Raw genomic sequence first — 11,672 nt, 5'->3', positions numbered from 1 at the left:
TTGCCGAACTCGACGCTTTCGCTGGTCAAATCAAAGCCATGCAACGCGTCAACTGCCGAGTAGGTGGGGATGTTGCCATCCCCACCCCTCACAGACCCGGACGTGCCAATTTCCAGCATCCGGTTCTTCACGGGAGAGCTTCGCTCGCGGTGGCGTAAAGGCGGTGGACGATCCGCGCCGGTGGAAGCGGATGGCGCTGCAGGATCGCGTTGAGGCGGGTCCACTGGAACGCGCCTCCGCCGCGATGCCGTCCGCCCCAGCCATTTCCTCCACTGCACCACGACCTGGCAGGCGAACCATCGTATGCGTCGAGAGTTGCCTGATATGCCGTAGTAGGCATAGTGGCCTCGCATCATCTGGGACAGGTGGGCATGCTGATCGCGCAAGGATAGATGCCGATTGCGTCGGCACCACTCTCTTACCGCCGCCAGCGCCCGCGCGTACCGGCCTTTGGCCGTCACTTGCCTCACCCCGTTCACGCCCTTCTTCGACTTGGCCCAGATATGGGTAAAGCCGAGGAAGTCGAACGTGGTGCCGTCCGTATCCGGATGGCATGTGCCCTCCGGCCGATGAAAGCGAAAGTCGACGAGGTGCGTCTTGTCAGGATGGAGCTTGAGCCCGTACCGTGCAAGCCGCTTACCCAGTACGTCCATGACCCGCTTGGCGTCGTCGAGACGCTCGAACGCCAGCACGCTGTCATCGGCGTACCGAACGAGGATGCCGTTCCCCTTGAGGCGGGGCCGCACGTCCCGCTCGAACCATTCATCCAGCACATGGTGCAGGTAGATGTTTGCGAGCAGAGGCGAGACGACTCCACCTTGCGGGGTGCCCTCGGTCGTGCGCTGAAGCAGACCATGCTCGAGCACGCCCGCCTTCAGCCATTTGTCGATCATCCGGCGAGTGACGCCGTCCGTGACTCGCCTGTCGAGAAACGCACGCAGGTGATGATGTTGGATGGTGTCGTAGTATTTAGAGATGTCGACGTCCAACACCCAGCGCAGTCCCTGCCGACCCATGAAGGCCATCAATCAAATCCGAGGCTTTTTGCTTGAGCGAGGGCTGCCCGTCCGGCAGGGAGCGGCAGCGCTCCGACTGGCACTTCCTCAGATTCTCTCAGCGCCAAAGGACAACTTATCGCCTCGAGTGATCCAGCTCATTCAAGACTTGGCCGAGGGCTGGCGCCATCTCGACCGACGGGTCGCGTCAATGACGAAAGAAATCGACGAACTCGCTGATCAAGATCCACACTGTCGCCGCCTAATGAGTGCGCCCGGCGTCGGGCCGATCATCTCAAGCGCGATGGTCGCCGCCATCGGAACCGGTGATGCCTTCCATAAGGGCCGGGACTTTGCAGCATGGCTTGGTCTGGTACCGAAGCAAATCTCGACCGGCGATCGAACCATTCTCGGGCGCATATCGAGGCGCGGTAATCGGTACCTGCGAACGCTGTTCATTCAGGGCGCCAGAGCCGTACTTCTGCAGCGTCAGAGTTGGCCTCGGCATGGCTTCGGAGCCTGGTTGGAGGCAGCGTCCAAGCGGCTCCACTCCAATGTCTTGGTTGTTGCCCTGGCCGCAAAACTCGCGCGCATGGCCTGGAGCATGCTCGCAAAGGGCCGTGACTACGACGCCAACCTCTTGGGCCGCACATAAGAAACAGGGCCGGAAAGGAAGATCCAAGGTCCGATCAGGAAGGCACAATAACCCGCCGAGGTTTGCGAGACGGAAAGGACGAATGGAGAAACGGTTCCACCGACACTTCTGAAGCCTGGTTCGACTCCATGGCCCCTTCTTGAGGCCGGCGAGTTATTGAGGACAGAAGTGGGCGGATAGTCCCCAGAACCGCCAGGACGGTTCAGCCTTCGCCTTGACGTATATTCTCCGCCTCAGGTCCTGCAAATCAATGGACGCCTTTGTCATCTCGTCCTTGCCTTCCCTATGTTGGAGACATTGCAAATGGCAGGGCCCCTTCGCTCCGCGGACATTATTCCGCTTCATCGCTACTACGGACCCAGCCGCCACCCTCTCGTCTTCGGCCGACTTCCCGGTTTCGCCGGTTATACGGCCTACCCTGCTCCGACGATTTCGCGCCGGGACGAGGAGGGCTTCTCCAGTTGCTCAGCATGTCCTTGCCACCGTGCTGTCGCTTCCACCCCGCCGAGGTGAACATCCGTATCGGTCAGTCTTCGGCTGCTCATGCGGCCTTCGCCCTCCGGTTGAAGGCTCGGCCCTCGGGGATACTCATTTTCGAGGCCACAATGCGTTCACTTTTATTACGGCCCGGTGACTCGTAGCCTTCCCACGGAAGACTTCGTCGATAGGCTTCAGAGTTTCAGTTTCCATCACCTCTCCTATCCAAACTACGGGGCTCTGACTTCTACCCCGGCAGGTTTGTCTCCTGCTGAACATGCCAGCCTTCGCTGGACACACAACCGGACGTGCAGTTTTCCCGCATCCGGCTTTCCGACAGGCTTCCTCACGGGGCACACGTCGGCGACACTTTCCGCACGCGGTTCAGCACAAGCACGCCAGGGCTCACATAGATCTCACGAGAGAACCGTCTGACGTTACGGCTGGGCGTATTATGTCGTCTGCGCAGAAAGGCGAGCACGAGGTCGAAAGACGTGTCGATCAACGGCCTGATGAGCCGTGGCAAGAGAGCCATAGCTGAAGTAAGCGGACCAGCCGCCCAGAAGGCGATTCAGTCGCGCTTGCACTTCGGGCCAGGTGCGCCCTTGTTGCCCGGCGCCAGCAGCTCGCTGACCTTTCCTCTTGATCCGCAGCACACTTTTCTTGGACGGAGCCGCGCCAAGATACCACCGTCTCCCATTGGGGAAGCGGCGGGGTCCCAGCCCTGCGACGAAAGCGCCACTGACCTAACCGGCCCATCCTCCGCCATAACCGCTCTGACAAAGCCAGCCCCGGATTGGGCTCCGTTCGGTGCGAATTCCCTTCGCCAGGTCACCAGCAGAGAACGCGACAGGCCATATCGACGCGCCGTCGCCGCAACCAGACGCGGCTCGGACATGCTTTCCAAAACAATCCGCGCCTTCTCCTCCTCAGACCAACGCCGCCGCCGGCCCGTATCCACCACCTCAAGTCGATTCAGCGCGCTGATCGTATGGCTGTCCATACGTACAGTTCTCAACCATCAGGACAGCCCGCCGCAAGGCGTCTTTCCTCGGAAGCTTACTGTCATACAGCACATAGAAGCGGAAGGCAGGCTCCGCCTTCGCCTTGCAATAAAGCTTTCTCTGAAGGCTGCTGATCTTATCGGGTGTTTGTAGGCTCATCGCCAATCGACCCATTCCCTCGCCATCTTCAAAAGCGCACCTGAACTCAGGGTCCTTTGCTCCGCCGGAATTACCCGGTTTCATCACTCCTACGACCCTGTCCGCCTCCCGTCCGATCCATCGACTACTCGATGCTGACGACCTTCGACCAAGATCGGTCCCCCCCGATTACCCGCACTACCTTTCCAGCGTGCCGTGCCCATTACCGCGGTGACCAGACAGGTGCATGTGTCGATTGCTTCCCTGTCCACAGGGCCTTCCCCGCCGCACGATCGGGTCGGCATTCACACCGTAACTTTCGAGGCGTGCTCAGGCTTCACTCATGTTACGGCCCGCTGGATTGCTCGGCCGCCAAAAGCCATCTTTGTCACGAGGCTTCGATCCGTCCGATTGCTCGTCCAAACCGCTCGTCAGCTAACCAGATCAATCGACAACTCTCTGGGTGGATCCTTCCTCCACAGGTAATATGCGCCGTCGGGGCGCACCATACGGTTTTACGATTAGTCCGCTCACGTTTGGGATACGCCTAGCGCCGTCACGCCATTTCCCCGAGTAGTGTGGAATTGTATGCGGGGCCACCTACGGTCAGGTCACTCCAACCCAGCTCTGTTTCAGTGCTTCGGCCAAAGATCTCTCGAATATCTCAAGCCCTTGATCTAGGGTTTCAGAGTCGATCGTGAGTGCAGGCAAAAATTTTACGACCTCATCAACGGATCCGCATCGTTCGAGAATCAATCCTTTCTCAAACGCCTTGCGTGATGTCGCCGCGGCGATTTCGGCTATTTGGCAGTCGAACCCAAACGCCATGCCCCGCCCTCTAACAGCAAAACGGTCGCCATACTGGGATGCAATGGCCTTAAGGCGGCGCCGTATGACTTCTCCCATGCGGTGAACCCCTTCCGAGAAAGTCGGGCTGCGCCAATAGATGTTTATAGCTGCGGTTGCAGAGACAAGTGCAAGATTATTTCCTCGAAAGGTACCGGTGTGTTCTCCTGGCCTCCATTCGTCGAGCTCCTCTTTGATCAGCAACATTGATAATGGCAGACCGTACCCGCTTAGCGACTTCGACAGCACGATAATGTCCGGGGACAACCCTGCGAACTCGAAGCTAAAGAATTCGCCCGTGCGACCACAGCCCATCTGGATGTCATCAATTATGAAGAGGGCGCCAATTTCCTTTGCTACGGCTTGAATCGACTGCAACCATTCCTTCCGCGCTACGTTTATGCCACCCTCCCCCTGTACGGTTTCGACGATAATGGCAGCTGGACGATCAACACCACCGCTCTCGTCCATCAATAGCTTGTGCAGGTAGTCAGCCGTATCAACGGCTAGCCCAAGATAGCCGTCATACGGCATGAACGTTGCGCCGGATAGAGAAATGCCACTCGCTGCGCGGTAATAGCGATTGCCGCTAGCGGCAATCGCTCCTAAACTCATGCCATGAAATCCGTTTGTAAATGAAATGATGTTTTGACGTCCTGTGATCTTCCGTGAGAGCTTTAAGGCTGCTTCGACTGCATTAGCTCCTGTTGGTCCCGTAAACTGGAACCGGTATTGCAGATCGCGGTCTCGAAGGATCACAGAGCTGAAAGTCTCCATAAATTCGAGTCGCGCAGGAGTAGCCATGTCAAGTCCGTGCACTACGGCATCCGACGCCAAATACTCAATTATTGCAGCTTTTATCTGGTGATTATTATGGCCGTAGTTCAGCGCTCCAGCACCTGAGAGGAAGTCAATAATTTTTCGACCATCCTCCGTTAGCAAGGTCGAGCCCCGCGACCGACTGAAAATAGCCGGAAACGAACGCGAGTATGAGCGGACGTTTGATTCCAGGGTTTCAAAAAGCTGAATGTTGCATGGTTCGCCAATCACTCGAGCCATCACCGTCTCCTCCACACACTAAGTGACTCACAAAGCGACCGGAACGTGTGCATCTCTATTGTCTCTATGTTGTCCGACGCATGTCCAAAACGCTTCTCTAAGTTATGTGAAAACTGAGAACAACGAACCTGCAAACTTTGACAGTGTTCTGTGATCAGAGCTCCACAGTCTGCTTGTCGTATAGGCCATATCCTCGGTCAGAAAGCTGAACGGCTTTCATTGCTTCGTTGAACGGCGTTCCGAGCCGGGGGATCGGAAATGATCAGCGCTAGGGACGCGGAGCTGAGGCTTGTACGGGGCCCCAACATTCACGGCAAGTAGGGAGCCAGGCTGCAGCACACTGTACGATAGATACGTCAATAGAGCTTCCCTCTGATATTATCACAATGCGGCGGCACGAATCAGACGGCTCACTCCGTTGGGAGCACGCGGAGCTTCTCACGCCGAATGGGCTTAGTCGCAACCCCATGCCGCACGCTCGTCAACTGTGCCAAGCCAACAAACAGTCCGGAATTGATGGCTACAACCGAATCCGAGCGCACCGGGTTCTTTGGCGTCGCCATTAGCCGACCTATCAGGGTTGCGTGCCTGTGCCAATCCGTGACGCATCCAAACACCAGCCGAGGCTCGCAACTATTCCAGGTTCCTGATCTCGATAGACTAACAACCCGATATCGTTTCCATTCTGATGAAGGACGCCAATCGACCGATAGCTGCCGGTTTCGCGATGAGCGAACTGCTGATAGAGCAAGCACAAGCTCGATCAGGAAGATCACCAAGTTGCCCCAGTGGCTAACGGCAGAGCCACTGCTTAGCATTCTTGACCTGCTTCGCGATAAATCTGGCTGAGATATCAGAGCCGGATCCTGAGATAACGGCTGTGTGCTTTTGGACGTCAAAAACGGTACGGAACCCGCCCGTAAACGTACTTCCCGCATATGGACCCCATAGCCACGTCGCGCTTCCGGCATGCTGCGGAAAGTCATCATGTCGCAGCTGAGTGCAAGACCAGATCATCCGGTGCCCCGGAGGGGCAGAGCGTTCAAGTACGGACTGCTGTCGAGAATCACGAGAAAACGTCAAACTCGCTTCTGTGCTGACGATCAACAAAACTCCTCAGCTCCGCGCCGGTTGCCCACAAAAGCCAGTCGTCGTCGACAATATTCTCTTCCACCAGCCGTAATATCGAACCGCCCGGTTCACAGTGCCACGTATCATAGACATCTTTGTCTACTGACCAGCGCCCTGCCAGGCCACATACGAAATCAGGAGCCCACATGGCAAAAGACACGCCGCGCGCTATTCCTGTCATGATCTTGGCCATACCCCGTCCTCTGAAGTCTCTACGGACCCAGATGTCCCCGTGGTAGGCTACTTTGCCGGTAATCCTCCGCGCGCTTAGTGCCGTGCAAATGCAGCTGTCCTGAGGGTGCGCTTGCTGGCTTGGGTCAGCGTAAAAGAACTTCAGGGATTCAAGATGTTCTGCAAAGTTGCTGTGCGGAAGATCATATAGTCGAGCAGCCTCTACAAGCGCAACCTCGTTGTTCCTGTCGGTGCCTATCACCCAATATCCCTCCCCTGAAGCAATTGACGAGCGATCCGGCCGGAAAATTGGATATGTAGCTCCCTTTGTCGGAGTCGCCCGTGTGATCGAGACATATTCATGAAAATCGAATCCTATCGAAAGTTTAATGCCCTTTTGGGCGGCGGCGGCGTCGTAGACATGAAGGAAGCGCGACACGTTCAAGTGATTAACTACGTTTATCATTCCCGTACCTTCTCTCGCATCCGATCAGGTGTGTCGTTGGCTGCAGGCGACTTACTGGTTTATGATACATATCAACAAGAATCGATACACTACCTACTCTGGTGAGGAATATTGTCATCAGCAGATGATTGTCGTCGCCTCAGTCCGAGAGTCGATAACTGTAGTCGAGCCCCTCCTTCGCCAACCTGCAGTGAGCAAGAAGGTGCGCTAGGTGTTTAGCACTACTTTGGCAGATTTATTCACGCCGTTGCTTTTCGCCGATTTGTCTTCTGCAGTAGGGACATCGCTGAGGTCGTGGTCGAACGATGAGCTCGACGATGGCGTGGCGTACGGCGGGTAGACTCGGCTGAGGTGGTGGACCGTTGATTTTTTTCCGCCCCGCTTGTGCGAGACGACGGTGTTGGAGGAATGCATAAGCGATCGTGTCATGAGGGCATGTCGATGGAGGCCTTGCCAGGATCGTCCCTCGAAGTGATCGAGCCCGAGTTCCTCTTTCGATAGCGGTGTTTTGACCGCACCTTGCGGCGGCGCTGACGATTCGTCAGATGTGGATCGGTTTGGCGAGATCGGTTCACATATATGGTCGACGATATATTTGACAATTCGCGGCCGTTTGGCCGTGTTGAAGTCCGGACTGGTGTTGGCCGCCGGCGTCGCTGGACCGAGGAACAGAAGGGCCGGATTGTCGCGGAGTCGTATCGCGCTGGAGCGGTTGTTTCGGAGGTTGCGCGACGGTACGAGATCAGTCCTCAGCATTTGTTTGCGTGGCGCAAAGCAACACGAGGGGGATTACTTGTACTCCCGAATGAAGAGGGGCTGACGTTCGTTCCCATTGTGACGCCCGGGTACAATTCGACGGCGGTTGGGAATCCACAGGAAAGCCGACTGATCAGGATCGAGATCGCGGGCGCGGTGGTTCATGCTGGACCTGGTGTTGATCTGATCTTTCTGACTGACGTACTCCGTGCGGTAAAAGCTGCGGCATGATTACGGCAGGCCTACGGGTTTTGATTGCGACGAAGCCGGTTGACTTCCGCCGGGGGGCGGATGGGCTGGCGGCGGCACTGGTGCGCGAGACGCTTGGCGACGATCCATTCTCCGGCACAATTTATGTCTTCCGCTCGAAACGTGCGGACCGTGTGAAGATGGTTGCCTGGGACGGCACCGGGCTGGTGCTATTGTGGAAGCGGCTTGAAAGCGGAGCGTTCAAGTGGCCTCCAATCACCGACGGCGTGATGCGACTGACGTCGGCGCAATTAGCCGCGCTTGTGGATGGGATGGATTGGTCGCGGCTGCATGCGCGCGACGTTACGCGGCCGACGGCGACGTCGTGAAAGCTGCGACTTTTTGAATCGGACCAGGTTTGAGAGCACACAACTGGACGCGAATCTGATTCTATATCGTCATGCCGATCGATGCTTCCCCTGACGATCTCGATGCCTTGCGAGAGCTGGTGGTTCAGCTGTCGAGCGAACGCGATGCCGCGCTGGAAGAATGCCGGCGCGTGGCGGAGCAGAACGATCGGCTTCGCCATTTGTTGCAGCAACTTCGGCGTGCGCAGTTCGGCCGCAAGTCCGAACGTCTTGACCCTGAGCAGCTGCAATTGGCAATCGAGGATCTTGAGACGGCGGTGGCGGCGGAGGATGCCGAACAAGACAAGACAGCGCCAATAGAAGAAGCTCCGAAGAAGAAGCGGAAGACCAATCGGGGATCGCTGCCGGCGCATCTTCCACGCGTGCATATCACGCTTACTCCCGACAGTACGGCATGCCCCTGCTGCCATGGCGTGATGCATGTGATCGGCGAGGAAACTGCCGAACGCCTCGACAAGATCCCCGCGCAGTATCAGGTGATCGTTACACACCGGCCGAAATACGGCTGCCGGTCATGCGAGAGCGCAATCGTGCAGGCGCCAGCGGCGGAGCGCTTGATCAAGAGTGGCATTCCCACAGAAAACCTTGTCGCCGATGTCGTGGTCGACAAATACGCCTGGCACAAACCACTCTACCGCCAGGCGCATATCATGCGGCTGCAGGGCTTACCGGTCGATCGCTCGACATTGGCTGGTTGGGTTGGCGCCGCCGCAGCCGAAATCAAGCCGGTCTATCTACGGATGAAAGAAATCGTGCTCGCTTCGGCGAAAATCGTGGTCGATGAAACCCGCGCGCCGGTGTCCCGGGCGGGGCCGAACCAAGACCGGCTACTTCTGGGCGATCTCGCGGGATGATCGACCCTGGGGCGGGCTGGATCCCCCGGCCGTTGTCTATACCTATGCGCCCGGCCGCGGCGGCGAGCATTGCATGGCATTGCTTGCGGGCTATACCGGCATCGTTCATTGCGACGGATACACGGTCTATAAGCAGTTGGCCGATCCGCAGCGCGACGGCGGTCCAGCGACGCTGGCCTTTTGCTGGACGCACTGGCGTCGCGGATTTGTCGAGATCGACGAGGGCGGCCCGGCACCGATCGCGCATGAGGCGCTGGAGCGGATTGCAGCGCTGTACGCGATCGAGAATCGGATCCGCGGTCGCAGTGCCGATGAACGCCGCGCTATCCGTCAGATGCAGACCAGGCCGCTCGTCGAGGCGCTGAAAACCTGGCTTGAGAACAGGCTTGCGGCGGTCTCAGACAAGAGCACAATTGCCGAGGTGATCCGCTACGGCTTCAATCATTGGCCAGGCTTGGTGCGCTTTCTCGACGATGGCCGCATCGAGATGGATACCAACAGCGTCGAGCGAGCGATGCGGCCTATAGCTCTCAATCGCAGGAATAGCCTCTTCGCCGGCCACGATCAGGGCGCCGGTCAACTGGGCCTGCATGGCTTCGCTGATCGAAACGGCAAAGCTGCAAGACATCGACTCCAAACCGTACCTTGCTGATATCCTCAGCAAACTCGTTAATGGTTGGCCGACGGCGAAGATCGACGAATTATTGCCCTGGGCATGGCTCAGCACAGCAAAGCCCGCCTTGCTGCATGATCAAATCTGCCATCAGTTCGGTGGCAGCGCCTCGGAAATCTCCTGCGCCTCCCTTGCATCGGCGAAGACCTCCTCGCGGATCACGCGCATCGTCACCTGATGAAGGTAGGCTTGCAGAGCTTGGTCCAGTTCGGAAAACTCGGGCCACAGGACTTGGTCGAGAAACCGCTTCGGTGCCCTGATCATGACCGTGTTGCGCCGCTGCCGATAATAGCGGTAGGGCTTCAAGCCATAGCGTCGGCACAGTGCAAGAAACAAATGGCGCGACCATGGATCAGGCATCGAGAACTGCATCTCAATCGATGGATCCTGCCGGCTGAGTTCTCCTAGACGCGCCCGGACACGTTCCAGCGCCGCCTCCGCAGCGAGCCGTTCGCCGGCCGTCCCGGCCCCAGCGAACAGGGCCTCGATCTTCCGCAACTTCTCGCGCAGCTGGGATTCGGTCGACATCGGTAGTCTCAGGCTTTGTCCTGAGTGAAGCCCAACATCCGCATTGCGCGCGGTCAACCGACCATCGTCGATATCCACGTCATTCATTAGCCACGTGGGGTCAAAACACCGCTATCCCTCTTTCAGCTGCTGGTGGGCCTGTTCGCAAATCCATCGCGCTTTGATCGTGGCAGCTAATGTGCGCAGATCCGTCTTGGCCGGCAAATTGGCGAGATAATATTTCTTCTCTCCCGACATTCTGTGTTCACCGATGAGCCACGCTTCGTCTCCTGGAAGGTGCTGCTGGCCTTTGTCCTTGATGCGCTGCGGAGGTCCATCGGCGGTCCGCACACGAACAGCAGCGAAGCGAGCTTCCAGCTTTCCCTTGGTCCCGTTTCGCCAGCTCACGTTTTGCCACTTGGCATCGGCCAGCATGTCTTCGGCCGGCATCGACAGGATATCCGGAATGTACCGCTTGCGGGGACGGCCCCGAGTTGCAACCGGCCAGATCAGCTTGACGGCGACCGGGTACACCTTGAGATGACGAGGGATACCAACCGCCCAGGCAACGCCACGTGTCGTGAGCCCCTGACGGAACGGCGCGCTGAGGCCGTAACCGGCATCCGCCAGCACACAGCCGAAGCGAACATCGGCTGCGATCACGCGATCGATCTCAGCCAGCGCGATCTCTGGCTTGGTCCGCGCGGCGCGATACTCGACCGGAACGCCGGTACGCTTCAAACGCGCCGCATCGCTCGTCCAGTTCTCGGGAAGGAAGAGACGCAATGCCACCATTACGGGCACTTCACCCCGCGCAAGCGTCAGCGATACCAATGTTTGGCGATTGGCTGTCTTGCCGAGAGACGAGGCATATTGCGCAGCCACACCAACCGAACGATCGCCCTTCTTCGGCAAAGCGGTGTCGTCGATGACCAGCACCGCATCCTTGCCACCGACGAGCCGGTCGGCCTGAATGAGCAGCTCCGACTCCAGTGGCGCCGCATCCCAGACGCCATCAGCTATAAAATGGTGCAACTGGTCGTAGTCGCCCGGTGACAGCCGCGCCGCCATCGGCTGCACGCTCTTGCGATCGCCCGGTCCAATCAACCCCGAAACATACAGCGGGCACATCCGCCGTCGCGCCTTATGACCTAAACGATCCAGGAATGGCTTGAGCCAGCGTCCAAGCTCACCTTCCCACTTCGACGTCGTGTCCATCATGGTCGGCCCTCCAGCCGACCACCCATGAATCACTGAAAATCCGATTCGGGAATCTGGAGGGTTCTGTGAGGTCGCGCTCACGCGAGGGCGCGGCAGGCGCTT

9 protein-coding genes and 4 pseudogenes are annotated in these 11,672 nt (G+C 58.1%); 5 read left to right on the top strand and 8 right to left on the bottom strand.

Translation table 11 applies throughout. From position 1 onward, the window contains the following. Positions 1-1,016: reverse transcriptase domain-containing protein (locus KJQ96_RS36940; RefSeq protein ID WP_249734996.1), on the bottom strand; the 1,016-nt coding region annotated here is incomplete at its 3' end. Between the two features lie 7 nt (positions 1,017-1,023). On the opposite strand from KJQ96_RS36940, the pseudogene KJQ96_RS36935 reads away from it, so the two are divergent. Then, positions 1,024-1,650: pseudogene (locus KJQ96_RS36935) on the top strand (IS110 family transposase); the annotation flags it as partial. Positions 1,651-2,579: 929 nt separating this feature from the next. Here the strand turns inward: KJQ96_RS36935 and KJQ96_RS40985 are convergent. From KJQ96_RS40985 to KJQ96_RS36915, 4 genes are all read right to left on the bottom strand, one after another. Further along, on the bottom strand, positions 2,580-2,783 hold the full coding sequence (locus KJQ96_RS40985) for a group II intron maturase-specific domain-containing protein (protein WP_375293255.1): 204 nt from the start codon (positions 2,781-2,783) through the stop codon (positions 2,580-2,582). Beyond that, complete coding sequence (locus tag KJQ96_RS36925) at positions 2,699-3,130, bottom strand: transposase (protein WP_249734993.1); 432 nt, start codon at positions 3,128-3,130, stop codon at positions 2,699-2,701. The genes KJQ96_RS40985 and KJQ96_RS36925 overlap by 85 nt, the downstream gene beginning before the upstream one ends. Positions 3,131-3,875: 745 nt before the next feature. Next, positions 3,876-5,174, bottom strand: coding sequence for a diaminobutyrate--2-oxoglutarate transaminase (ectB, locus tag KJQ96_RS36920; RefSeq protein ID WP_213290996.1), 1,299 nt, complete (start codon positions 5,172-5,174; stop codon positions 3,876-3,878). Between the two features lie 1,066 nt (positions 5,175-6,240). After that, a complete protein-coding gene (locus KJQ96_RS36915) occupies positions 6,241-6,498 on the bottom strand; it encodes a hypothetical protein (protein ID WP_213290995.1) in 258 nt (85 codons plus the stop codon). Positions 6,499-6,837: 339 nt separating this feature from the next. Between KJQ96_RS36915 and KJQ96_RS36910 the strand changes: the two genes are divergently transcribed. Next, positions 6,838-7,047, top strand: a complete 210-nt coding sequence (locus KJQ96_RS36910; protein ID WP_213290994.1) for a hypothetical protein — start codon at positions 6,838-6,840, stop codon at positions 7,045-7,047. A 134-nt stretch (positions 7,048-7,181) separates the two neighbouring features. On the opposite strand, the pseudogene KJQ96_RS36905 reads toward KJQ96_RS36910, so the two are convergent. Continuing rightward, positions 7,182-7,437, bottom strand: a pseudogene (locus KJQ96_RS36905) (IS701 family transposase); the annotation flags it as partial. An 84-nt stretch (positions 7,438-7,521) separates the two neighbouring features. Between KJQ96_RS36905 and KJQ96_RS42430 the strand changes: the two are divergent. The 3 genes and pseudogenes from KJQ96_RS42430 to KJQ96_RS36890 all read left to right on the top strand — a co-directional run. After that, positions 7,522-7,929, top strand: coding sequence for a transposase (locus tag KJQ96_RS42430; protein ID WP_213290993.1), 408 nt, complete (start codon positions 7,522-7,524; stop codon positions 7,927-7,929). Then, a complete protein-coding gene (tnpB, locus tag KJQ96_RS36895) occupies positions 7,926-8,276 on the top strand; it encodes an IS66 family insertion sequence element accessory protein TnpB (protein ID WP_213290992.1) in 351 nt (116 codons plus the stop codon). The genes KJQ96_RS42430 and tnpB overlap by 4 nt, the downstream gene beginning before the upstream one ends. Before the next feature lie 71 nt (positions 8,277-8,347). Further along, positions 8,348-9,888, top strand: a pseudogene (locus tag KJQ96_RS36890) (IS66 family transposase); the annotation flags it as partial. Positions 9,889-9,932: 44 nt separating this feature from the next. Here KJQ96_RS36890 and KJQ96_RS36885 read toward each other — a convergent pair. Both KJQ96_RS36885 and KJQ96_RS36880 read right to left on the bottom strand, forming a co-directional pair. Next, complete coding sequence (locus KJQ96_RS36885) at positions 9,933-10,457, bottom strand: hypothetical protein (RefSeq protein ID WP_249734991.1); 525 nt, start codon at positions 10,455-10,457, stop codon at positions 9,933-9,935. A 30-nt stretch (positions 10,458-10,487) separates the two neighbouring features. Beyond that, positions 10,488-11,570, bottom strand: a pseudogene (locus KJQ96_RS36880) (IS701 family transposase); the annotation flags it as partial. Positions 11,571-11,672: the final 102 nt, after the last annotated feature.

Origin of the sequence: Bradyrhizobium sp. sGM-13 (assembly GCF_018398875.1) — a bacterium.
Taxonomy (GTDB): Bacteria; Pseudomonadota; Alphaproteobacteria; order Rhizobiales; family Xanthobacteraceae; genus Bradyrhizobium.
Note: the sequence above shows the minus strand (reverse complement) of the source record. Positions and strands in the feature narration are given on the sequence as shown.

Excerpts from the sequence above, each read along its gene's own strand:
- KJQ96_RS36925 (WP_249734993.1), bottom strand. The coding sequence starts at position 3,130 with ATGGACAGCCATACGATCAGCGCGCTGAATCGACTTGAGGTGGTGGAT.
- ectB (WP_213290996.1), bottom strand. The coding sequence starts at position 5,174 with ATGGCTCGAGTGATTGGCGAACCATGCAACATTCAGCTTTTTGAAACC.
- KJQ96_RS36915 (WP_213290995.1), bottom strand. The coding sequence starts at position 6,498 with ATGGCCAAGATCATGACAGGAATAGCGCGCGGCGTGTCTTTTGCCATG.
- KJQ96_RS36910 (WP_213290994.1), top strand. The coding sequence starts at position 6,838 with ATGAAAATCGAATCCTATCGAAAGTTTAATGCCCTTTTGGGCGGCGGC.
- KJQ96_RS42430 (WP_213290993.1), top strand. The coding sequence starts at position 7,522 with ATGGTCGACGATATATTTGACAATTCGCGGCCGTTTGGCCGTGTTGAA.
- tnpB (WP_213290992.1), top strand. The coding sequence starts at position 7,926 with ATGATTACGGCAGGCCTACGGGTTTTGATTGCGACGAAGCCGGTTGAC.
- KJQ96_RS36885 (WP_249734991.1), bottom strand. The coding sequence starts at position 10,457 with ATGAATGACGTGGATATCGACGATGGTCGGTTGACCGCGCGCAATGCG.